The organism is Corynebacterium uterequi (assembly GCF_001021065.1).
In the GTDB taxonomy this organism is placed as follows: domain Bacteria; phylum Actinomycetota; class Actinomycetes; order Mycobacteriales; family Mycobacteriaceae; genus Corynebacterium; species Corynebacterium uterequi.
The window spans coordinates 1,013,080-1,034,423 of the sequence record NZ_CP011546.1 but is presented as its reverse complement, the minus strand read 5'-3'; the positions used below and the strand labels follow the sequence as shown (position 1 = coordinate 1,034,423).

Annotated in this window: 21 protein-coding genes and 1 pseudogene; 7 read left to right on the top strand and 15 right to left on the bottom strand. The window is 64.2% G+C overall.

All coding sequences use genetic code 11. The features are described from left to right. Positions 1–56: 56 nt before the first annotated feature. Positions 57–510 (bottom strand): annotated as a pseudogene (locus CUTER_RS11820) (transposase); the annotation flags it as partial. Between the two features lie 717 nt (positions 511–1,227). Here CUTER_RS11820 and CUTER_RS11875 point away from each other — a divergent pair. The 4 genes from CUTER_RS11875 (at position 1,228) to CUTER_RS04830 (ending at position 5,177) form a co-directional block, all read left to right on the top strand. Beyond that, positions 1,228–2,343, top strand: a complete 1,116-nt coding sequence (locus tag CUTER_RS11875) for a prolipoprotein diacylglyceryl transferase (protein ID WP_047259474.1) — start codon at positions 1,228–1,230, stop codon at positions 2,341–2,343. Between the two features lie 241 nt (positions 2,344–2,584). Next, the gene (locus tag CUTER_RS04840; RefSeq protein ID WP_144412335.1) at positions 2,585–3,463 is read left to right on the top strand and encodes an ABC transporter substrate-binding protein; all 879 of its coding nucleotides are present in this window, start codon (positions 2,585–2,587) and stop codon (positions 3,461–3,463) included. 5 nt (positions 3,464–3,468) lie between these two features. Then, positions 3,469–4,395 (top strand): amino acid ABC transporter permease, encoded by a 927-nt coding sequence (locus CUTER_RS04835; protein WP_047259472.1) that lies wholly within the window; start codon positions 3,469–3,471, stop codon positions 4,393–4,395. Positions 4,396–4,409: 14 nt separating this feature from the next. After that, a complete protein-coding gene (locus CUTER_RS04830; RefSeq protein WP_047259471.1) occupies positions 4,410–5,177 on the top strand; it encodes an amino acid ABC transporter ATP-binding protein in 768 nt (255 codons plus the stop codon). A 10-nt stretch (positions 5,178–5,187) separates the two neighbouring features. Here CUTER_RS04830 and CUTER_RS04825 read toward each other — a convergent pair whose 3' ends face one another. From CUTER_RS04825 to CUTER_RS04780, 10 genes are all read right to left on the bottom strand, one after another. Then, positions 5,188–5,397: a hypothetical protein gene (locus tag CUTER_RS04825; RefSeq protein WP_047259470.1), complete on the bottom strand. Its 210-nt coding sequence runs from the start codon at positions 5,395–5,397 to the stop codon at positions 5,188–5,190. A gap of 45 nt (positions 5,398–5,442) precedes the next feature. Beyond that, entirely contained in the window at positions 5,443–6,771 is a 1,329-nt protein-coding gene (locus CUTER_RS04820) for an ISL3 family transposase (protein ID WP_236684767.1), read from the bottom strand. Positions 6,772–6,871: 100 nt separating this feature from the next. Then, entirely contained in the window at positions 6,872–7,135 is a 264-nt protein-coding gene (locus CUTER_RS12050) for a MauE/DoxX family redox-associated membrane protein (RefSeq protein WP_047259469.1), read from the bottom strand. A 215-nt stretch (positions 7,136–7,350) separates the two neighbouring features. Then, positions 7,351–7,830 carry a pantetheine-phosphate adenylyltransferase gene (gene coaD / locus CUTER_RS04810; RefSeq protein ID WP_047259468.1) on the bottom strand — a complete coding sequence of 160 codons (480 nt, stop codon included), beginning with the start codon at positions 7,828–7,830 and terminating at the stop codon, positions 7,351–7,353. A gap of 26 nt (positions 7,831–7,856) precedes the next feature. Then, positions 7,857–8,429 carry a 16S rRNA (guanine(966)-N(2))-methyltransferase RsmD gene (rsmD, locus tag CUTER_RS04805; protein WP_047259467.1) on the bottom strand — a complete coding sequence of 191 codons (573 nt, stop codon included), beginning with the start codon at positions 8,427–8,429 and terminating at the stop codon, positions 7,857–7,859. Further along, positions 8,426–8,635 (bottom strand): biotin/lipoyl-containing protein, encoded by a 210-nt coding sequence (locus CUTER_RS04800; protein ID WP_047260611.1) that lies wholly within the window; start codon positions 8,633–8,635, stop codon positions 8,426–8,428. Before CUTER_RS04800 ends, rsmD begins: the two co-directional genes overlap by 4 nt. A gap of 28 nt (positions 8,636–8,663) precedes the next feature. Then, the gene (locus CUTER_RS04795) at positions 8,664–10,775 is read right to left on the bottom strand and encodes an ATP-dependent DNA helicase RecG (protein ID WP_047259466.1); all 2,112 of its coding nucleotides are present in this window, start codon (positions 10,773–10,775) and stop codon (positions 8,664–8,666) included. Beyond that, positions 10,776–12,320: a DAK2 domain-containing protein gene (locus tag CUTER_RS04790; protein WP_047259465.1), complete on the bottom strand. Its 1,545-nt coding sequence runs from the start codon at positions 12,318–12,320 to the stop codon at positions 10,776–10,778. Further along, the gene (locus CUTER_RS04785; RefSeq protein ID WP_047259464.1) at positions 12,313–12,981 is read right to left on the bottom strand and encodes a uracil-DNA glycosylase; all 669 of its coding nucleotides are present in this window, start codon (positions 12,979–12,981) and stop codon (positions 12,313–12,315) included. The genes CUTER_RS04790 and CUTER_RS04785 overlap by 8 nt, the downstream gene beginning before the upstream one ends. A gap of 5 nt (positions 12,982–12,986) precedes the next feature. Next, positions 12,987–13,949 carry a thiamine-phosphate kinase gene (locus CUTER_RS04780; protein WP_236684766.1) on the bottom strand — a complete coding sequence of 321 codons (963 nt, stop codon included), beginning with the start codon at positions 13,947–13,949 and terminating at the stop codon, positions 12,987–12,989. Between the two features lie 33 nt (positions 13,950–13,982). On the opposite strand from CUTER_RS04780, the gene CUTER_RS04775 reads away from it, so the two are divergent. After that, positions 13,983–14,948, top strand: coding sequence for a DUF3515 domain-containing protein (locus tag CUTER_RS04775; protein WP_047259462.1), 966 nt, complete (start codon positions 13,983–13,985; stop codon positions 14,946–14,948). On the opposite strand, the gene CUTER_RS04770 is transcribed toward CUTER_RS04775, so the two are convergent. Next, positions 14,945–16,027 (bottom strand): D-alanine--D-alanine ligase family protein, encoded by a 1,083-nt coding sequence (locus CUTER_RS04770; RefSeq protein WP_047259461.1) that lies wholly within the window; start codon positions 16,025–16,027, stop codon positions 14,945–14,947. The two genes, CUTER_RS04775 and CUTER_RS04770, sit on opposite strands and share 4 nt — an antisense overlap. Positions 16,028–16,046: 19 nt before the next feature. Next, a complete protein-coding gene (locus tag CUTER_RS04765; protein ID WP_047259460.1) occupies positions 16,047–17,045 on the bottom strand; it encodes an NAD(P)H-dependent glycerol-3-phosphate dehydrogenase in 999 nt (332 codons plus the stop codon). Between the two features lie 117 nt (positions 17,046–17,162). Here CUTER_RS04765 and CUTER_RS04760 point away from each other — a divergent pair, with 117 nt between their 5' ends. Next, complete coding sequence (locus CUTER_RS04760; RefSeq protein WP_047259459.1) at positions 17,163–18,173, top strand: NUDIX hydrolase; 1,011 nt, start codon at positions 17,163–17,165, stop codon at positions 18,171–18,173. 7 nt (positions 18,174–18,180) lie between these two features. On the opposite strand, the gene leuD is transcribed toward CUTER_RS04760, so the two are convergent. Both leuD and leuC read right to left on the bottom strand, forming a co-directional pair. Continuing rightward, entirely contained in the window at positions 18,181–18,771 is a 591-nt protein-coding gene (leuD, locus tag CUTER_RS04755) for a 3-isopropylmalate dehydratase small subunit (RefSeq protein WP_047259458.1), read from the bottom strand. Positions 18,772–18,789: 18 nt separating this feature from the next. Continuing rightward, complete coding sequence (gene leuC / locus CUTER_RS04750) at positions 18,790–20,217, bottom strand: 3-isopropylmalate dehydratase large subunit (protein WP_047259457.1); 1,428 nt, start codon at positions 20,215–20,217, stop codon at positions 18,790–18,792. 84 nt (positions 20,218–20,301) lie between these two features. On the opposite strand from leuC, the gene CUTER_RS04745 reads away from it, so the two are divergent. Further along, positions 20,302–21,000, top strand: a complete 699-nt coding sequence (locus CUTER_RS04745) for an IclR family transcriptional regulator (protein WP_144412259.1) — start codon at positions 20,302–20,304, stop codon at positions 20,998–21,000. Positions 21,001–21,344: the final 344 nt, after the last annotated feature.

Genomic DNA, 21,344 nt, shown 5'->3' with positions numbered 1-21,344 from the left:
TTGAGAGCTCGTCTAGGCTCTTCGAAGCCTGGGCGAGTTTTCCGGCTCTTCCGGTTTTAGAGTGCGTGGATGCGGTCCTTCAGCCCACCGGAGTGCAACAAGCACCGCAAGATGTAGTGATCCAGATTCCGGAAACCTAGGGCGATACCACGTAAGTGCTCCAACCGACCATTGATCGCCTCCACCGGGCCGTTGGACGCACGGTGATCGAAAAAACGCCAGGATGTCGTCTCTGCGGCGCCACAGGCTTCGACCCAACTGGGCTACCTCCGCCAACCCCTTCGGCACCCGGCTACGAATCGACTCCAACACCGTAGCCATCATCGCTCGACCAGTACGTTTGTCCTTGTGCTCATACGCGGCAATGATCTGCTGGTAGACCTGCCAGGTCACCTCAAACCCCACATAGCCTTCATCCACACTCCACAGATAATCCAGGCGCTGGTGTTGCGTCTCTGTCAGAAAATCCATCCGGGTGAGCAACGCCCGCCGGTTCTTATACAACGGATCCCCTCACCTTACCGAGGTTGCGCCTAGGAGCGGCGCAACCATAGTCCCTCCATGAGTACATGCCGCTAACGCGGGTCCATCAACACTCGCCTGCTCCGCTGTCAACGACCCAGAGCGTGAGGACTCTTCGCTTCTTCGCAGTCCCACAACTGCGGCAGCCTGAGCCAGTCAACCGCTGCGCCATTCTTGGTTTACGGGGACGCGAAGCCTCCCACAAATGGAGTCAGGAGCGTCTCGCAAGCTCGCAATTTTTATAAGTAAACGCCAATACGTTAGGCTGTCTAAGCATCTTTCTTAGTTTCCTCACAGATTGAGTGCAGTAAATCTAATAGACGCAGGCAAGGGCGGCAATTTAGCCAGAAGGACCCAGAGGCCCGCCGAAGGCCACCCCACACACCATCCAGCCCGCGACCGCGAGACCCGGCAAGGTTTCCAACTTTTGGGCCACCTACACCTTCACCTCTGGAAAACCTATAGAAGGTTAGAAATGGTGGACCACCTCGCCTTTTAACCCCCAGTCCACGCCCCTACACCCCTGATTCGGGCACTTACCTGGGCTGTCTTATTTTTATTCAAAGGAAGAAGCCCCCCCCCCCCGCTGGTCTCCTCGACATACGTGGATATTTCGGGGGTAGCTTGGTAGCTTCCCGCCACTTTCCTAAGATTTTCCTGATAATCTGCACAGGAAACGTTCACCTAGTCTTTGGAGTTGCAGATATGGGGAAGACCACCAAGTCCTCAAACCGGCGATTCAATGCCGCCACCCTGGCCATGTCGGGCCTCAACACACCCTCGTTGAGGCGATCCATCGCTCTGAGCGCAGCCGTCGCAGCGGCTCTCTCCACCGGGTTGCCGTACGCGTCGGCTACCGAAGGACCTGGCTTTACGCCTGTTCCGGGTGCCGTTGCCGAGCCGCCCGCCACTGACGCTGCTACAGGAACGCCTGCAGCCAGCAACGACGTCGTCGCCTCCAACGACGAATCCCTCGGCGGCTTCCACCTGCCCGAGCTCGACTTCGACGACCTCGACCCGCTCAACGGCCCCACCGAAACCAGCAACGACGTCGTCGCCTCCAACGATGAATCCCTCGGCGGCTTCCACCTGCCCGAGCTCGAATTCGACGACCTCGACCCGCTCAACGGCCCCACCGAAACCAGCAACGACGTTGAGACCGGTGAGCTCCCCGATGGCTTCGTAACTGAGCCCAATCTGGACGCAGCGGCTACTACCGAGGCCACCATCGACGACTTCATCGATGAGTTCCCGGAAGAGACCAGGCCGGAGGAGACCAAGCCGGAAGAGACCAGGCCGGAGGAGACCAAGCCGGAGGAGACCAAGCCGGAGGAGACCAAGCCGGAAGAGACCAAGCCGGAAGAGACCAAGCCGGAGGAGACCAAGCCGGAGGAGACCAAGCCGGAAGAGTCCAAGCCGGAAGAGTCCAAGCCGGAAGAGTCCAAGCCGGAGGAGACCAAGCCGGAGGAGTCCAAGCCGGAGGAGTCCAAGCCGGAGGAGTCCAAGCCGGAAGAGACCAAGCCGGAAGAGACCAAGCCGGAAGAGACCAAGCCGGAGGATCCGGCTCCGGCCCCGGCCCCGGGTGCCTCGGTGGCTGATCAGACCTCGTCGAACTCGGTCCTGGATGCCTTCGTGTCGGCTGTCCGGGCATTCTTCGCCGCGTTGGTCGATCTGTTCACGCCGGCCGCTCCGGAAACGCCGGCCCAGCCCGCGCCCGATGCCGCAGATGAGCAGCTGTCGAGCACGGACGACGACTCCGCGGTGGTTGTCGGCTCCTCTGTGGGCATCGCCGCGTGGTTCTTCGCTGGCCCTGCCAAGTAGCCTTCACCGGCTGCTCTAGGCCATAGCCCCAGAGGCCAGGTCACCTGGTCTCCCCTACTCGAGGCTCGCCTCCGATCCGTTCTAGGGTCGGAGGCGAGCCTTTTCGGATGCGCGAGCGTCTAGCGGGAACCTTGGTCGCTGACCCACAGCACGCACCTCATCCAAAACTGCAAATTATGCACTCTACCGTATTTTCTTGTACGGTTATCCCATGCGAATGAACAGGCGTGCACTAGGCGTGATGGGGGTCGCTGCGCTGGCAGCCACCAACCTGACCGCCTGTGTGACGAATACTGAGGGCGGTACCCCAGAAGGGTGGAAGCCAATCCTGCCCGCCGAGGTTCCAGAGATCGCTGCTATGGTGCCCGAGGAGGTGGCCGCGGACGGAGTCCTGACCGCCGGCACCAACCCTCCCTTTGCCCCCTTTGAGTTCAAGGATTCTCAGGGAAACGTCATCGGCATGGAGATGGACCTAGGCGCGGCCATAGCTAGCGTCATGGGATTGGAATACCAGGCAGTCGAACAGGACTTTTCCCTCATTCTTCCGTCGGTGCAGGCCGGTACGGTGGACATGGGAATCTCGGGTTTTACGGACACCGACGAGCGCCGTCAAAACTTCGATTTCGTGGACTTCCTCTACGCCGGAATCCAGTGGGCACGTCCCGCCGGTGGCGATGCTACTCCCTCTGATCCGTGTGGATTGAGCATTTCGGTTCAGCGAACCACGGTCTCAGACACTGACGATGTTCGGCCCAAGGCCCAGGAGTGCATCGACTCAGGCCAGGAGGAGATTACCGTCCTGTCTTACGACACCTCGGACAACGCGGCCCTGGCCGCCTTGATCGGCCGTGCGGATGCTTTCTCCGCGGACTCCCCGGTGACGGCCTGGGCGGTTGAGCGTTCCGACGGCCGCCTCGAGCTGGTGGGCGATATCTCCCAGGCAGCTCCGTACGGCATGGCGGTAAACAAGGACTCCGCGATGGGCCCGGCCGTTGCCGCGGCCCTCCAGCATCTCATCGATACCGGAGACTATGCACGCATCCTCGAGCAGTGGGGTATCACCGAAGGCTTGGTGGATGAGGCCCTCATTAACGAAGAACCCGTGGAAGGGGTGTCATAACTAGCATGACTACACACACAACTGCCGAGCCCAAGCCTGAACTGATTAAGGCTAAGCCGCTTCGCCACCCATGGCGCTGGGTCTTTGCCATTGCGCTCGCTCTCATCGCTGGGTTGTTTATCATTGATGCTCTCGGACGGGAGGCCTACGGGTGGGACACCTACCGTGCCTACCTGTTGGATACCCGCGTGGCTCTTGCTGCCTTGCACACGCTGGCCATTACCGTCTTGGCCATGCTCATCGGCGTAGTAGGCGGAGCGATCCTCGCGGTGCTCAGAATGTCGCCGAATCCGGTTTTACGGGCAATTGCCTGGGGTTATCTGTGGATCTTCCGAGGCACGCCGGTGTACGTTCAGCTGGTGTTCTGGGGCCTGCTGGGGGCTATTTATCAGTCGATTAACGTTGGTGTGGCGAATATTTCCCTCGAAGGCGTATTGTCGAATGCCTTCGTCCTGGCTTTCGTCGGTCTGGGCATGAACGAGGCAGCGTACATGGCGGAAATCGTTCGCTCAGGCATCTCCTCGGTTCCTGAGGGACAGCTGGAGGCGTCGAAGGCATTGGGCATGGGCTGGTGGATGACGATGCGTCGAACCGTACTGCCGCAAGCGATGCGGATTATCATTCCGCCGACAGGCAACGAGCTCATCTCCATGCTCAAGACCACCTCTCTTGTCGTGGCCATTCCCTACACCCATGAACTCTATGGTCGCTCCATTGACATCTCGGCGGCCTTGTTTGAACCGGTGCCCCTGCTCATCGTCGCTGCCACCTGGTACCTGGCCATCACGTCGCTGCTCATGGTGGCGCAGTACTACCTGGAGAAGTACTTCGAGCGCGGCGCCACCCGCGAGCTAACTTCCCGCCAACTCGCTGCCTTGGCCGACGCCGAGGGCACCATCCCCCGCAATGTCCGCGTGACGGACAGCCACTAGAAAGGACTAGCGTCATGAATGATCAGCCCATGATCGAAGCGCAGCAGGTCTGGAAGTCTTTCGGGCGGCTCGACGTCCTCAAGGGCATCGACCTCACCGTCCCCAAAGGGTCGGTCACCTGCCTTATCGGCCCATCCGGCTCGGGTAAGTCGACTTTTCTGCGCTGCGTCAACCACCTCGAAAAGGTGACCGCCGGCCGGCTCTACGTCGACGGCGAGCTCATCGGCTACAAGGAGAAGGATGGCGTGCTCCATGAGATCTCCGAGCGCGAAGCGGCCCGGCAGCGTGCCGATATCGGCATGGTGTTTCAGTCCTTCAACCTCTTCCCGCACCGCACGGTCATCGAGAACATCATCGAGGCGCCGATTCAGGTGAAGAAGGAAGACCCCGAGGCCGCCCGCGCCCACGCCCGAGAGCTGTTGGCCCTAGTGGGTTTGGAGCACAAGGCAGATGCCTACCCGAATCAGCTTTCCGGCGGTCAGCAGCAGCGCGTTGCTATCGCCCGGGCGGTCGCGATGAAGCCCAAGCTCATGCTGTTTGATGAGCCTACCTCTGCCCTCGACCCGGAGCTGGTCGGCGAGGTGCTCGGGGTCATGCGGTCGTTGGCGGCGCAGGGAATGACGATGCTGGTGGTCACCCACGAGATGGGTTTTGCCCGGGAGGTCAGCGATCAGGTTGTGTTCATGGACGGCGGCGTCGTGGTGGAGGCAGGTACCCCCGAGCAGGTCATTTCCAACCCCCAGCAGCCCCGCACGCAGGAGTTCTTGGCGTCAATCCTGTAGCAGCGTCCTTTTAGACCTGAAAAACCGGCGCACCCCTTTTCGCCACTATCGGCTCACGCTCCCGCAAGGCATCAGTGAAGAAGTATTTTGTGGCCTCAATGAAAAAAGTCGATAGAACCACCAACGAGAGGGCAATAAAAGGGGGCTTGAGCCGGGCGTGCTGCCAATCAACGAATCCATCCAACGGCAGCACCAGAAAAGCGGCCTTGGTACCATTCATCAAGACAGCTCCCCAGAAATCTGGCTCTTCGTGTTTGAGTGTGGGTCACAGGCGTAGCCCCCCGGCGATCAACAGCATCCGTAGACGGTAGTTGTCACGGTTGCGAAACCCTCTTGCCAGGCGGCGATGAAGCTCGATCAGCCCATTGATCGCTTCCGTGCCACCATTGTTACTGCGCGCGGTGTCCCAGTACGCCAAAAAGGCATCCTTCCACCTACGCAACGTTCTGCCTAACCGGGCCATCTCCGGTATCGGACATGACGGCAGACTCCGCAACGCTTCACACGCCGCTCGCCGGCCTGCAGCCATGTCCGGTTCGTGATACGCCGCCCGCAGGGCATGCGCCGCCTGCCAGGCAATAAACAACTCCTCGTGACGCGGATCGGCGGCGATAGCCGCATCAAAGCGTTGCCACTGACGCTCAGTGAGCCGACGAGGATCACAACGCACAATGGTACGAATGCCGTACAACGGATCTCCGCTTCTGCCGCGATAGCCGGTGATATGTTGCCACAACCTGCGTCGGACATCATCGACAGCAGTGACCGCCAGCTTGACGACATGGAAAGCATCCAACACGGCGGTGGCGTCGTCGAGGGTGTCATCAATGGCTCGCTTGTACCCGGCGAACGGATCCAACGCGGCGATATCCACCCGGGAACGAAAACCCTCCCCTCGTTGCCGTAGCCAGCCAGCGAGCACGCTGGCTGAGCGTCCTGGCACCAGGTCAACAAGCCTAGCTTTGACCTTGCCGTGGTCATCGCGGCTAAGATCCACCATCCCCGTAAATTCCTTCGGGCCGCGTTTGCTGCGGCATGTGTGGTGCCAGATGTGCTCATCTACTCCTAGTGCGCTGACCCCGTCGAAGCGTGTGGGGTCAGCAGCTAAGGCCTCAAGAGCAGCCTTGACCGGCTTCCATACGGTGGACCAGGCAGTTGATAACTGCCGGGCAAGGGAATTAATGGTGGCGTGCTCCCGGCGTAGTTGTTCTAACGCCCAGGCGACCACGCGCACCGTTATGCGCTGGCGTGGCAGCGCAACCGTGGGATTGTGCTCGACGAAGGTCGTGCGTGCACAGCCGGGTGCGGGGCAGGTATACCGGCGCTTGAGCCAGCAGATCCTCACCGGCCTACCGAAAGAGGGAATGTCTACCAGCGTTACGGGTACCCGCCCATGGGCGGCGCCTGGGCCGTGACAGTCGGGGCACGCCCGTGGTGTGGGATCGGATTCGACCGTGATTTCCCGGTACTCGTCGCGGTCGTGGACGCTAAGGACGTGCATTGCGTCTAGCCCGACGAGGTCGTCGCATCGCTTACAGTAACCGGCGGGGTCACGGTTGATGGCCTGCTGGGGGTTGGTTGTAGGATCGGACATGGGTCGAGGCCTTCGTTTCAGGATTGGTGAGTGGTATCCCCTATCCTGCTAGGGCCTCGGCCCTTATTGTGTGCACGACACCCACCCCGGGATGAGACACTCACCCACACTCAAACGCGAAGAGCCAGAAATCTACTACGACAGATTTCCCCCTCAGCAAAGTTCCCGCCTGCATGACTGCGTAGAGCGCAAAGAGCACGGAGCAGGAAACCTTAGCAGGACCGTTTAAAACCGGAACCAGTAACCCGATCGCCAACAGCAGCTCCCAGAAGGGCAATAGTGCGGCCACAGATCGGTTGAGAAAAGGCTGCCGGACGCCGTAATCACGCAGGACCGACTGGCTCACCGCGATGCCGCCTAGCATTTTTGCCTAAGAGCTACAGCGAAGAATTGTCGAGAATAAGGCCAAACACATCATATCCGAGAAATATAACGACAAGATCGCGCACCGCTCTTTCCTGTTTGATTTGCGCCCGTAGAGCCTCTTCCTGCCCCTACACTATCCCCCGGCAAATCCCACAAGGAACGCTAATCGTGACTTTCATCACTTATAACCTGTGAGCACCTCACCGCCCCACCCTACCCCGCGTACTTCGCCTTCATGGCCTCGTGCACCGTCGCGGGCACCAGGCCAGAGACGTCTCCCCCGAAGCGCACCACTTCCTTGCACAGGGAACTGGAAACGTAGCCGTATTGCTCGTCAGTCATGAGGAACAGCGTCTCCACGCCAGTGAGGCGGCGGTTAACCTGAGCCATAGGCTGCTCGTAGTCGAAGTCGAGAGAGGACCGCAGCCCTTTAACCAGCGCTTGCACGCCATGGGCGGTCGTGTAGTCCACGAGCAGGCCAGACCAGCTATCAACTCGCAGGTTGGTGATGTCTGCCGTGACCTCCCGGATGAGTTCCACGCGTTCCTCCACACTAAACAACCCCGACTTCTTGTTGGGGTTGCCGGTGACAAGCACGGTGACCTCGTCGAACAGAGGCGCGGCCCGACGGAAGATAGACAGGTGCCCATTGGTCACAGGGTCGAAGGACCCGGGGCAGACAGCCTTGTACATGGTGACGCTCCTTTTACAGGGTTGGGTTAGCGGTCCATTCGCTCAAATGTTGCCATGTCCATCCGCGCGATGCCATAGGTTCGCTTCTTCAGCTTTTGCCCCGTGGGGGTAAACGCCGCCGGCCAGTCCGTTTCCGGGGAATCCCGGTGGCGTTCCACCACGACGGCCGCGCCGTCGCGCAAGCACGGCTGCAGGGCATCAAGCATGTCCACCACGGATGCGTCCGCCAGCGCATAGGGCGGGTCAATGAGCACCATGTCGAAGTAGTCGTGCGGGGCCTGCGCCAGGTAGGCGGATGCCTTGAGCTGGTGGATGTGGACGTCGTCGTGCTTCACGATGGCCGCGTTGCGGCGCATGATCTCGCAGGCGGTGGCGTCGTCATCGACCAAATGTACCGTGGCCGCTCCCCTACTGGCGGCCTCTAGGCCGAGGGCTCCCGAACCGGCGAAGAGGTCGAGCACCACGGCATCAAGGAAGCCGAATCGCACCTGAAGGGAGGAGAAGAGCCCCTCGCGGGCGCGGTCGGACGTCGGCCTGGTGCCCGTCGGCGGCACAGCAATGGTGCGCCCGCGCGCCTCCCCGGCAATGATGCGCGTCACTGGCCCAACTCCAACAACTCGTCGCCGCCGAGGACATCCGAGAAATCAGCACGGAACACCTCGCCCACTGTCCCCGGCCCCGGGGCCGGCACTGAGGCCTCAAGCTTGATGGCTTCCACCGTGGCGAGGGTATCGCCGGCGGCCACCTGTTGACCAGGAGCGACGTGGTACCGAACTATTCCGGCAAAAGGCGCATGGATTTTCATGCCGCTCATGTTAGCGACAACCTTCCGCCTAGCTTTTGTTGAGGTACTCGCGTTCGTTCTCGGCGATCTCCGCAGCCAGGCGCTTCGCGAGATCCCGATCTCGCTCGACGAGTGCGGCCGCGTCGGCGTTGGCACGTTCAATGAGCAAGTAGTCATCGATCAGGCTCAGCAGCTTCACCGATTTCTCCCGCCCGGACTGCGAGGTGCCGAGGATGTCGCCTTCTTGCCGGTGGGCGAGATCCACCGTGGCCAGCTCGAAACCATCCGACGTCGCGGCCACCGCGGACACTCGGGCGAATGCAGGGCTGGCGTCGTCGGCCAGCGTGTGTAGAAGGCACAGCGACGCATGCCCGCCTCGGCCAACGCGTCCTCGTAGCTGGTGCAGCTGGCTCACTCCGAAGTTTTCCGCCTCGCGGATGAGCATGACGGTGGCGTTGGCGACGTCCACGCCGACCTCGATGACAGTCGTGGCTACAAGTATGTCGATCTCCCCGGCTGCGAAGGCCTTCATGACCGCGTCCTTGTCCTCCCCACGCAGCCGGCCGTGGAGCAACCCCACCCGCAGATCCGGGTAGCGGACCGTGGAGAGGTACTCGTAGGTTTCGAGCACCCCTCCCTCGCCGTCGATGCGGGGGCACACCACGTAGGCCTGGTGACCGTCGGCGACCTCCTCGGCGATGCGCTCGTAGGCCCGGCGCGTCCACGCCGGCCGGCTTTCCGGCACGACGGAGGATTGGATCGGTTTCCGCCCACCCGGCAGTTCCCGCAGGGTCGATACGGCCAGGTCCCCAAAGACGGTCATGGCGATGGTGCGTGGGATGGGGGTGGCGGTCATGACGAGCAGGTGCGGGGTCTTTCCTTCCCGGCCCTTCGTGCGTAGCTGGTCACGCTGTTCGACGCCGAATCGGTGCTGTTCGTCGACCACGACGAGCCCGAGATCGAAGAACTCCACCGTTTCTTGGATGAGTGCGTGGGTTCCGATCACGATGTCGACTTGGCCGGAGACGATATCGAGCAGCGCCTGGCGTTTTGCTGCCGTGGGCATAGATCCGGTGAGTGCCACGACGGTGGCGGTGCAACCGGCGGCGAGCAGTTGACTGGTCAGTGAACGTGCATGCTGGATGGCCAGGACCTCGGTGGGCACGAGCATGGCGCATTGCGCGCCGGCGTCGACGGCCTGCAGCATGGCAAGCAGCGCGACGACGGTTTTGCCTGAGCCGACCTCTCCTTGGAGCAGCCGGCTCATGGGGACAGTACCGGCGAGGTCGTCGCTGATGTGGCCGAGGACGTGGTGTTGTCCCTCGGTGAGCGAGTAAGGCAGGGAGCCAAGCAGCTGGGCACGTTGCCCGGCGTCGACGGGCGGGAGGCTGGGCGCGCGACGTTCGGCGTGGTCGGCACGCCGCAGCGCCATGACCAGGGCTAGCGAGAGAGCCTCATTGTATTTGAGTCGAGTGAGGGGGCCGTCGGGGCCGCGGCGGTCCGGCTGATGGATGAGGCGCACCGCCTGGTCCAAGGAGGGCAGGCCGGCAGGTGGTGTGCCCAGCGGTTCGGGGATCGCCGGGAGGGAGTCGAGGACTTCGATGACGGCGCCCATGATCCGCCACGTGGTGATCGTCGAGGTCGCAGGGTAGACGGGCAGGTAGTGGTGGTCGTTGAGGATGTCGCGCAGCCTGCCGTACGTGCTTAAGGCCTTGAGGGATCCAGTGCCCTGCTGGCCGGCGCCGGGGCCGCGGATGACGAAGAAGTCCGGGTGCTGCAGCTGGGGTTGGCCACGGTAGAACGTCACCTTCCCTGTGAAGGCGGCAACGGAGCCGTCGGCGAGGGCGCGGCCGGCGTAGTGACCGTTGAAGAATGAGGCGTCGATGGGATGCCCGGATTCCTCGACGAGCTGGAAGCGGTAGACGGTTTTCTTCGGACCTCGGTGATAGACGCTGTGGCCGACGACGGTCGCGATGACGGAAACCACGTCACCGTCATCGGCCTGCAACAGGCTGGAGGCGTCGCCGTGGCGGACGTAGCGGCGAGGAAAGTGTTCGAGTAGTTCCCAGCAGTGGGTGTAGCCGAAAGCCTTCTTCAGCGCAGTTGCTTCTCTAGCCGGCAGCACATCGGCTAATGCCCGGTCGTCTCGCCAGCCCAGCATCTATTCCACTCCGATCTCCGCGAGCAGGCCCGCGCTAGTCAGCCCGGTGCCGTCGTAGTGGACGACGTCCACGCCGAGTTCGTGTTCCAAAGCGTCGAGCTGTTCGGCGGCCAGGGCCTCGGCGGTGATGAGGGTGACGAGTTCGCCCCCGCCGTCGAGGAGCCGTCGGCTGGCCGAGGTGACGGCCGCCAGGAGGGTATCCGACGTCCAGGTGTTGCCCTCTGCGCGGACGGTGAGGTCCTCGGCGACGGTGGCTGTGCGCATGGCGGCGGCGGCTTCCATCATGGTGTACGCCGCTGTTGCCAGTGGCTCCTTGGGTTCGTGTAAGGCCAGCGCCGCGATTCCGGAGACGACCCGCCGGGTGGGCACAAGGGTGATGGCTTGGTCGAAGGCGTGGGTGGCGTTGTCTACGGCGACGAGTTCCCGTCGGCGCAGCATCCCATTGGGCAGCAGGATGACTTCCCCGGCGCGACTGCGGCGGATCTCGGTGAGGACGGAACCGACAATGTCGGTGCTGCTCATGGTGGTGGCGTCTACTTCCACGACCTGCGCCCCGACCGTCCGATACAGCGTCGCCACCGACCCGGGCGGGGTGAGGGCGACGAGCACCCGCTCCGGCCGGTCGACGTGGGGCAATCCGGGCAGCACCTCGATGCGTAAGTCACTGACGGCGCCCAAGGCGAAGGCGCGCTCGATGACGGCCCCGGCCACGTGGGTGTGGATGTGGACTGTTGCTTCACCGTCGCCACGAGCGATGAGCAGGGAGGTCCCCCGACCGGTGAACTCTGTCTCCAAAGCGTCGATGGCAGCCCCGTCGGCGGTGAAGAGGAACATCACCTCAAGTTCCGGATCCGTACCGGCGGCGAGGGTGAGATCGGGAGCGCCGGCGCTATAGCGTTCGCTGTCCCCCAGCTCCGCGCCCACTTGGGTTGCCAGGGCTTCGAGGAGGACAACGAACCCTGCCCCTCCGGCGTCGACTACCCCGGCGGTGCGCAAGGCCTCGAGTTGCGAGGGCGTATTGCTCAACGCGGTACGGGCGGCCGCGACCGCGGCGGCGAGGACATAGTCGAGGCTGGAGTCGCTGGCTGCGGCCTCGGTGGCGGCGACAGCCGTGGCGCGGACCACCGTGACGACGGTGCCTTCCACCGGGTCGACGATGGCAGCGTCGATGAGGCTGACGGCGATGCGCAGGCTCTCCGCTAGAGCCGCGCCGTCGAAACCGTCATCCGTTTCCGCCTCCGCCACTCCACGCAGAATCTGCGAGAGCACCACCCCCGAGTTCCCGCGGGCTCCTCGGATGGCGCCGCGGGCCAAAGCCTGGGCGACGGTGGTGAAATCGTCCCACAGGTTCTCCGGCAGGCCGGCGGCTTCGTCGACGGCAGAGGCGATAGTGTGGGCGAGGTTGGAACCGGTGTCGGCATCCGGGACGGGGAAGACATTGAGGGCATTGATCTCGGCGCGGCGAGTAGCCAGCTGGTCGGCGGCCCGGCGCGCCCAGCCGAACAAACCCCGCCCGTCGAGCCGAACATAGGCATCGTTAACCATGCTGCCCCCGTTCCGGGCCGGCGGCCCAGTCCACGGGAGCGGCGCCTTGCGCAACGAGGGCGTCGTTGGCCCGGCTAAATGGCCGGGAGCCGAAGAATCCGCGCGAGGCGGACAGCGGCGAGGGGTGTGCTGATTCGATACGCGGGATGTCGCCCAAAAACTGGGCGGCGCTTTGCGCCTGGCGCCCCCACAGGATCGCCACTAGCGGCGCGTCTCGGTTCGCCAGTGCTCGGATGGCACACTCGGTGACCTCTTCCCATCCGCGGCCACGGTGGGAGGCGGGTTCACCGGGACGCACGGTGAGCACGCGGTTAAGTAGGAGCACGCCCTGGCTGGCCCAGCCGGTGAGGTCGCCGTCCGTCCTCGGCGCAATCCCGAGGTCCTCGTGCAGCTCCCGGTAGATATTGACCAGCGATCGCGGTGGGGCCACGCCGGGCTGCGTGGAAAAGCTCAGCCCCATGGGGTGCCCGGGCGTGGGGTACGGGTCTTGCCCGACGATGAGCACCTTCACCGCGTCGAAGGGATCTTGAAAAGCCCGGAGAATATCCCGTCCGGCCGGCAGGTAAGAGGGTTCGCTGCGTAGAAAGTCGCCGAGGGCATGCACGCGATCCTCCACCGGCGCGAGCACCGGTTGCCAGGACTGATGTACTGGAAGCGCCATGGTTGTTAGAAGCTCACCCACCCGGAGTTGTAGGAAGGCGCGGCACCGTCGATGGTGACACCACTTCCGCGGACTGTTCTTCCTATCGTACGAAAACCACTGGGCGCGTCATGGACCGTTGTCGCCAAAAGTGAGTGGTCCTCGCCCCCGCCGAGCACCCACTGCCACGGGTCGACGCCGAGTTCACGGCCGGCGTCGACGAGAAGTGAGTCCGGGGCGATCGCCTCCGCGGAGACGTCAATGCCTACCGAGGACCGCCGAGCGATCGTCGACAGATCCACGACGAGGCCATCCGAATTGTCGGTCATACACGTGGCTCCCGTTGCGCGGGCGATGACTCCTCGGCCCGGGGTGAGCTGGGGCGCACAGTGAGCCGATACCAGCTCGGCGAAGCGGTGCGGTACACCGTCGCGGCCGTAGCGCTTAAGCAGCGCGAGCCCGGCCGCCGAATACCCTAGGCGGCCGTGAACGACCAGGCGTTGGCCTGGCTTGGCTCGATGGAGGGAAAGCTCAGGGAGATTTCCGCCGAGGGACCCGATGGCCGTCACGGAGATGACCAGGCTACTGCCGCCGGTGATGTCACCGCCGATGAGTTCCGCGGAGTACTTCTGTACCTGCTCGTGAATGCCGGCGGCCAGCCCCCGGACGAAGGACAACGGGGTGTCCGCCGGCAGAGATAGCCCGAGCAGTGCGCTGATGGGGCGCGCCCCCATCGCCTCGATGTCGGCGAAGTTGGCGGTGACCGCCTTGATGCCGACCTCCTCCGGGGTTGACCACGCCCGGTTAAAATGCCGGCCCTCGACGAGCATGTCGGTGGTGGCCACCACTCGCGAGTTGGGGGCGGAGGGCAGGAGGACGGCGGCGTCGTCGCCGTTGCGGCTACTCGGGGCGGCCGACGTAATCTCCCGGATGACGGCATGTTCCCCGACGTCACCGACCGTGGGGTGAGCGGGTGCGGGTTGGTTCACGAGCAGGTGGGCCTTTCATTAGACTTTCGAGACATGAGTTCGAGTACCGCTGTTCAATTTAATCGGACACCGATCTACGTCAGCCTTGGGTTGGCGATCCTGTTGGTACTCGGCACACTTATTGGCGCGAAGATGGTCGTCGAGCGCGCGCTCCACGCCCCGGTCGCCGTCGCCGCACTGCCGGCGCCGGACGCCGGCTCCCCCGAGTGTCTCGCACTCGCCGACGCGTTGCCCGCGGAGGTCCTCGGACACGAGCGGGCCACCATCGCCGAACCGGTCCCGCCCGGGGTGGCGGTCTGGCACAGCACCTCCCAGGAGCGGGTGACGCTGCGGTGCGGCATCGACCTGCCCCTGCAATACACGGCGTACTCGCAGACCCGCGAGATCGACGGCGTCGAATGGCTGCGGGTAGCCGACGCCACCCCGGATTCGACGCTGTCGACATGGTTCGCGGTCAACCGTCAACCCACGGTAGCGGTGAGCGCGGATGCCGCCGGGTTGCTCGGCGCTGAACACCCGCTCAGCGACGTCAGCGCGGCGGTTGCTGATCTGCCGGCCGCTGATCCGCAGCCGTACCCGGTTCCGCTGGCCGATCTCACCATGGCCGACCAGCCCGGCCGGTCCGGCCAGTCCGAGGTGTGCGCCGCCTTCGTCGGCGCCGCCCCCGACGGCCTCGCCGAGCAATACCAGCGCCTTGTCAGTGACCCTGACACGGGCACCGTGGTGTGGACCCGGGAGGGCTACGAACCGATCGTCGCGCGGTGCGGGGCGGCGGGGCCGTCGAACTACGCCCCGGGCGAGCGGATCACCCAGATCGACGAGGTCGCCTGGTTCGAAAACGACCGGCTGGTCAACGGCTCCACCGCATCCGAGTGGTACGCGTTGGGACGCGAGGCCATCGTAGCCGTCTCCGCCCCGCAGGCCGCCGCGGGGCAGGCCCTACCGGAACTCACCGCCGCCATCGTTGCGGCGATCCCCGACGACCCGGCGGCGAACTAACCGCGCGCCAGCGCGGTGTGGATGAGAGTATCGAGCAGTTCCGCGTAGGCGATACCAGCCGCATTGAACACCTGCGGGTACATCGAGATCGGGGTGAACCCGGGCATGGTGTTGATCTCGTTAAGGACCGGGCCGTCGGCGGCAACGAAGAAGTCCACCCGCGCCAACCCCTTACAGTCCATGGCCTTGAAGGTGCGCACCGCCATCTCCTGCAGGTCCTTGATCGTGTCTGCCGGCAGGTCGGCAGGGATCGTGGCGGACACCACGTCCTCAAGGTATTTGGTTTCGAAGCCGTAGAAGCCCTCGTCGGAGTCCTCGGTGCCGTTGAGCTGTGCCGGCGGGCTGGCCAGCAGCCGCCCATCGGGGAACTGCAGCACGCCCACCTCAACCTCGACGCCGTGGATCATGGACTCGACGATGACCTTGGTGTCATACTTACGAGCCTCCGCAATGGCCTCGTCGATGTCCTCCGCGCGCTCCACCTTGGAGATGCCGATCGAGGACCCACCATTGGCCGGCTTGACGAACAGCGGCAGACCGAGGCGGTCGCGCTCGTCCTGGCTGAATTCGTCGCCTTCGGCAAGCACCGCCTCCGGCGCGACGCGCAGGCCCGCGGCGGAGGCCAGCTTCTTCGTGTACTCCTTATCCATGCCCACGGCGGAAGCCAACACGCCGGGGCCGACGTAGGGCACCCCCGCGATCTCGAAGAGCCCCTGAATGGTGCCGTCCTCACCGAAGGGACCATGAAGGATCGGCAGGATGACGTCGGCTACGGCGTAGGGTTCGCCGGAGGCGACGCGGATGAACTCGCCGCGCCGAGCGGGGTTGAGCGACAGCGCAACCTCCTCCTTAAGGCCCACTTCGGGTAGGCCATCGGCACTGTCGGTGACGGCCGGGTCGGCTTCGCCGACGGTCCACGCGCCCTCGCGGGTGATGCCCACGGGAATCACCTCGTAGCGTTGCGGGTCAAGGTGGCCGATGACGGCGCCGGCGGAAATGCACGAAATGGAGTGCTCTGAGCTGCGCCCGCCGTAGATGACGGCGACGCGAATGCGGTCGGAGTTCGTCGAATTAGTCACGATCGTTATGCTACCCGGGCTACTCCGCTTTTTTGGTGCGCCCCATGAGCCGGGCGATAGCTTCGTCGACGCCGACGCCCTCATGACACACGGCCACCACCTCGCGAGTGATCGGCATATCCACGCCGTGTTCCGCGGCGAGCAGGGCGATCGACTTCGACGAGATCACGCCCTCCGCCACCTGCCCGTTCGTGGCCTGAGCCGCCTCCTTAAGGCTCGCGCCGGCGCCGAGGCGAGCACCAAAGCTCCGATTACGCGAGAGCGGGGACATGCACGTCGCCACCAGATCACCCAAGCCGGCGAGACCGGCAAAAGTGCGCGGGTCCGCGCCCAGTGCCACCCCAAGCCGGGTTATCTCCGCCAGGCCTCGGGTAATGACGCTAGCCAGGGTGTTATCGCCCAATCCCATGCCGGAGGCCATGCCGCAGGCGAGGGCGATGACGTTCTTGCACGCTCCGCCAAGTTCGACGCCCACGACGTCGGTGTTCGTGTACGGCCGCAAATAGGAGGTAGCGGCCGCGTGCTGCACGCACCGCGCGCGCTCGACGTCCACGCAGGCCATGACGGTGGCGGCCGGCTGCTCCGCGGCGATCTCCCGCGCGAGGTTCGGGCCCGAGAGGACGACGATGCGTTCAGCGCCCACACCGGTGACCTCCTCGATGACCTGGCTCATGCGGAGCAGGGTGGCCTTTTCCACACCCTTGGCGATGGAAACGATGGTGGCCTCGGCGGGAATCTGCGACCGCCACGAGGCAAGATTGTCGCGCACGGTCTGGCTCGGCACCGCCAGGACGACGATGTCCGCGTCGCCTAGCACCGCCGCAGTGTCCGTGGATGCCCGCAACGCCGCCGGCAGCGCGATCCCGGGCAAGTAGCGGGGGTTTTCATGGGTGTGGGTGATGGTGTCGGCGAGGTCGTCGCGCCGGGCCCACAGGCTCACCGAATTGCCGGCGTCGGCGAATACCTTAGCCAAGGTGGTCCCCCACGAGCCCGCGCCCATCACTGCTACGTTCACCATCTCTAGCGACCAACCTTTCGCGTCTTCACCGGAGTGTTCGACGATCAGTGTAGTGACAGCCGGTATCGTTCGAGATAACCCGAACGAAACCGTCGAGCAGTTCGCACAAGGAGCGCCATGGCCAAGAAGAAGTCCCGCACGCCGCACGAGGTGGACAAGGATCGAGGCAACACGTTGGCAATGACGGGCAGGCTCCAGAAGATTCCACGCGACCCGGCAGACGGGGTGCGTCGACCCACCCTCGCCGCGGGAGCGGTGCTGTGGCGCGGTGATCTTGCGGATCTTTCCACCGTCGAGGTCGGCGTTATCCACCGTCCTCACTACGACGACTGGTCGCTCGCCAAGGGCAAGGTGGACCCGGCCGAGTCCATCGTGTCCACCGCGATCCGCGAAATCTCCGAGGAGACCGGGTACGAGGTTGTCCTCGGCAAGCTGCTCGGCAAGGTGATGTACCCCGTCGGCGACCGCACGAAGGTCGTGTACTACTGGACCGGCCGGGTGCTCGGCGGCACGTTTACCCCCAACGACGAGGTCGACGAGCTGCGCTGGCTACCCATCGACGAGGCCGTGGAGTTGCTCAGCTACGAGGTGGATCGGCAGGTGCTGCGCAAGGCGGAGAAGCGATTCCGACTGCCGGCCACCTCCCGGGTCCTCTACGTTCGGCACGCCCGGGCGCACGAGCGGGGTTCCTTCACCGGAGACGATAATCTGCGCCCGCTGGACAAGAAGGGCCGCCGCCAGGCAGAGATGCTCGTGCCTCTGCTGGAGGCGTTCAAGCCGCAGCGGTTGTACTCCGCGCTGCCTGACCGATGCCAGACCACCCTCGCCCCGCTCGCCGACGAGCTGGGGATGACGGTGACCGTCGACGCCGACTTCGGCGACGAGTCCTGGTTGGAGGACACCGACGCCGCCAAGCAGGCCTTCACCGACGTCGTCGCGGAGGGCGGCGTGTCCGTGATCTGCTCCCAAGGAGACACCATTCCCGGGATGATCGCCTGGCTGTCCGAGAACGGCCGGCTGCCCATCGATGAGATCACCGCGAAGAAGGCCAGCGTGTGGGTGCTGTCGTTCAACAACGAGCAGCTCACCGGCGCGGATTATCTCGCGTCGCCGCTACCGGTGGTCTAGCAGGAAGCTAGCGCTTCACGGCCGGCTTGAACGTGGGCCGTGCCTGCTCAAAGGCGGCGATGTCGGCGTCCTTGCGCAGGGTCAGACCGATGTCGTCGAGGCCCTCCATGAGCCGCCACTGGGTGTAGTCGTCAATCTCAAAGCGGTAGAGGCTCTCACCGACCTGGACCGTCTTATCCGCCAGGGACACGGTGACGGCCATACCGGGGTTGGCCTCCAGCTGCTTCCAGATGAGCTCGACGTCGGACTCGGGCAGGATCCCGGCCACCAGCCCTGCCTTGCCGGCGTTGCCGCGGAAAATATCCGCGAACCGGGGAGACAGGACCACCTTGAATCCGTAGTCCATGAGGGCCCACACGGCGTGCTCGCGGGAGGACCCGGTTCCGAAGTCCGGCCCGGCGAAGAGCACGGATCCGTCCTTGAACGCGTCCTGATTGAGGACGAAGGATTCGCTTCGGCGCCAGTTGGCGAAGAGGCCGTCATCGAAGCCGGTCCGGGAGACGCGCTTGAGGAACACCGCGGGGATGATCTGGTCAGTGTCGACATTCGAGGCCCGCAGCGGGACGCCGACGCCGGTGTGGGTGGTGAATTTCTCCATGGTTGTGTTTCCTACTTCCTAGAGGTCCTGCGGGGCGGCGAGATGACCAGCGACGGCGGTGGCGGCAGCCACCAGCGGGCTGACCAGGTGGGTGCGCCCGCCAGGGCCCTGCCGGCCTTCGAAGTTACGGTTCGACGTCGACGCAGAGCGCTCCCCCGGCGCAAGTTGGTCGGGGTTCATGCCCAGGCACATGGAGCAGCCGGCGGTGCGCCACTGCGCTCCGAAGTCGGTGAAGATCTTGTCCAGACCTTCCCGCTCGGCCTGCTGCTTGACCATCGTCGAACTGGGGACCACGAGCATGCGGGTGCCCTCGGCGATACTGCGGCCCTTGACTACTTCAGCCGCGGCGCGCAGGTCCTCGATGCGTGCGTTGGTACAGGAGCCGAGGAAGACGGTGTCAATGGCGATGTCACGCATGGGGGTGCCCGGTGTGAGGTCCATGTAGGCCAGGGCCTTCTCGGCGGCTGCCTTCGCGGATTCATCTCCGAAGGATTCCGGGTCCGGCACGGTCGCGCCGAGGGCGACGCCCTGCCCCGGATTAGTTCCCCAGGTGACGAAGGGGGTGAGCTCGTCGGCGTCGAGGGTGACGACGGTGTCGAATTCGGCGCCTTCGTCCGTGGGCAGCGTCTTCCAATAGGCCACCGCGGCGTCGAAGTCCGCGCCCTTGGGGGCGAACTCCCGGCCGGCGATGTAGTCGAACGTAGTCTGGTCCGGCGCGATCATCCCGGCGCGGGCGCCGGCCTCGATGGACATGTTGCAGATGGTCATGCGGGCATCCATCGACAGCTTCTCGATCGCCTCGCCTCGATACTCGATGACGTGGCCCTGCCCACCTCCGGTGCCGATCTTGGCGATGACCGCGAGGATGATGTCCTTGGCTGTGACGTCCTCACGCAGCGTGCCGGTGATCTCGACGGCCATGGTCTTGAAGGGTTTGAGCGACAGCGTCTGGGTGGCCATGACGTGCTCCACCTCGGAGGTGCCGATGCCGAACGCCATGGCGCCAAACGCGCCGTGGGTGGAGGTGTGTGAGTCGCCGCAAACAATGGTCATGCCCGGCTGGGTGATGCCGAGCTGCGGGCCTACCTGGTGGACGATGCCCTGTTGTTCGTCGCCCATGGAGTGCAGGCGAACACCGAATTCGGCGCAGTTCTTACGCAGGGTTTCAACCTGGGTGCGAGAAGTCTGCTCCTTGATCTCCAGCAACGATCCGGTGGCGATGCCTTCGGTGGGAACGTTGTGGTCTTCGGTGGCCAGGTGCAGGTCGGGACGACGCATGCTGCGTCCGGCCAGCCGGAGGCCGTCGAAGGCCTGGGGGCTGGTAACCTCGTGCAGGAGCTGGAAGTCGATATAGATGAGATCGGGTTGCCCGTTCTCTCCGGCGGCGATGACATGGTCACGCCACACCTTTTCGGCGAGCGTGAGCCTGGTCTTCTCAGTCGTCATGTTCGTTTCCCTGTTCTGGTCTTGGTCTAATGGCGTGTACGCCCGGACCTCCATCCCATGCGTTGGGATGATATGATCCGCAGTATGAGACAGTATAGCGCAGAATCCGGGATTAAGGTTCTCGACCGGGCCGTCGCCATTATGCACGCCTGCGCCCAAGGACCGCTGAGCCTCGCCCAGCTCTGCGACGCCACCGACCTTCCCCGGGCCACCGTCCACCGGCTGGCCAGCGCCCTGGAAGTTCACGAGCTCCTCTCCCGCACCCCGGAAGGGTGGTGGCAGCTCGGCACTGGCTTCGGCATCCTCGGCAGCTCGCTCATCGACGCCGCCAAACCGACCATGCAGGAACTCGTAGAGATCACCGGCGAATCCGTCCAGCTATACCAACAGACCGGCCAGTCGCGCACCTGCGTAGCCGCCGCGGAGCCACCCACCGGGTTGCGCAATACCGTGCCCGTCGGATCCCGCCTCCCACTCACCCACGGATCGGCGGCCAAGGTTGTCCTCGCTTTCACCGAAGACGACATCGTCGACGACATCCTCACCCGCGCCGCCTTCACCGCCGAAGACATCGAGGAGGTTCGCCGCAACGATATTGCCGAGTCGGTCGCGGAACGCGAACCCGGACTCGCCAGTCTCTCCGCCCCGGTTCGCGATTCCACCGGAGCGGTCGTCGCCGTCCTGTCCATCTCCGGGCCGGCCGATCGGCTGCGCCCCAGCCCCATCGGGCGTTGGGGCAACCGACTTCTCGACGCCGCCGCCCACCTTTCGAGCATTATCTAGGCGTCGTCGCCACCCCAGGAACCACCTAAGCCCCGGCCGGGCAGGCGCCGGCCGGGGCTTAGAGCCAGAGACCGTCACGTCGGCTGTCCATCCGGACAATCGGCGAACGTATCGTTATCCGGGTTAGTGCTCACCCGTAATAACGTCCGCGGTTTCACAGTGGAGCCCGAGGGCGATATCCGACGCGACGGCCACGGTCTTCGAGACCGCGTCGAGGATTGCGGCAGTGCCGCTATGGCACCCGGCCTAGGCCCTAGACGCGGTAGGCTTTATCAAGTTCTTGTAACAACGTCCGAAATGATCAGGCTTTGCATCATTTCTTTCGTTAACACCGAGCCTATACG

Bases quoted from the DNA above. Each gene is read 5' to 3' on its own strand.
- CUTER_RS11875 (WP_047259474.1), top strand. From the start codon at position 1,228: ATGGGGAAGACCACCAAGTCCTCAAACCGGCGATTCAATGCCGCCACC.
- CUTER_RS04840 (WP_144412335.1), top strand. From the start codon at position 2,585: ATGGGGGTCGCTGCGCTGGCAGCCACCAACCTGACCGCCTGTGTGACG.
- CUTER_RS04835 (WP_047259472.1), top strand. From the start codon at position 3,469: ATGACTACACACACAACTGCCGAGCCCAAGCCTGAACTGATTAAGGCT.
- CUTER_RS04830 (WP_047259471.1), top strand. From the start codon at position 4,410: ATGAATGATCAGCCCATGATCGAAGCGCAGCAGGTCTGGAAGTCTTTC.
- CUTER_RS04825 (WP_047259470.1), bottom strand. From the start codon at position 5,397: ATGAATGGTACCAAGGCCGCTTTTCTGGTGCTGCCGTTGGATGGATTC.
- CUTER_RS04820 (WP_236684767.1), bottom strand. From the start codon at position 6,771: ATGTCCGATCCTACAACCAACCCCCAGCAGGCCATCAACCGTGACCCC.
- CUTER_RS12050 (WP_047259469.1), bottom strand. From the start codon at position 7,135: ATGCTAGGCGGCATCGCGGTGAGCCAGTCGGTCCTGCGTGATTACGGC.
- coaD (WP_047259468.1), bottom strand. From the start codon at position 7,830: ATGTACAAGGCTGTCTGCCCCGGGTCCTTCGACCCTGTGACCAATGGG.
- CUTER_RS04800 (WP_047260611.1), bottom strand. From the start codon at position 8,635: ATGAAAATCCATGCGCCTTTTGCCGGAATAGTTCGGTACCACGTCGCT.
- CUTER_RS04795 (WP_047259466.1), bottom strand. From the start codon at position 10,775: ATGCTGGGCTGGCGAGACGACCGGGCATTAGCCGATGTGCTGCCGGCT.
- CUTER_RS04790 (WP_047259465.1), bottom strand. From the start codon at position 12,320: ATGGTTAACGATGCCTATGTTCGGCTCGACGGGCGGGGTTTGTTCGGC.
- CUTER_RS04785 (WP_047259464.1), bottom strand. From the start codon at position 12,981: ATGGCGCTTCCAGTACATCAGTCCTGGCAACCGGTGCTCGCGCCGGTG.
- CUTER_RS04775 (WP_047259462.1), top strand. From the start codon at position 13,983: ATGAGTTCGAGTACCGCTGTTCAATTTAATCGGACACCGATCTACGTC.
- CUTER_RS04765 (WP_047259460.1), bottom strand. From the start codon at position 17,045: ATGGTGAACGTAGCAGTGATGGGCGCGGGCTCGTGGGGGACCACCTTG.
- CUTER_RS04760 (WP_047259459.1), top strand. From the start codon at position 17,163: ATGGCCAAGAAGAAGTCCCGCACGCCGCACGAGGTGGACAAGGATCGA.
- leuD (WP_047259458.1), bottom strand. From the start codon at position 18,771: ATGGAGAAATTCACCACCCACACCGGCGTCGGCGTCCCGCTGCGGGCC.
- leuC (WP_047259457.1), bottom strand. From the start codon at position 20,217: ATGACGACTGAGAAGACCAGGCTCACGCTCGCCGAAAAGGTGTGGCGT.
- CUTER_RS04745 (WP_144412259.1), top strand. From the start codon at position 20,302: ATGAGACAGTATAGCGCAGAATCCGGGATTAAGGTTCTCGACCGGGCC.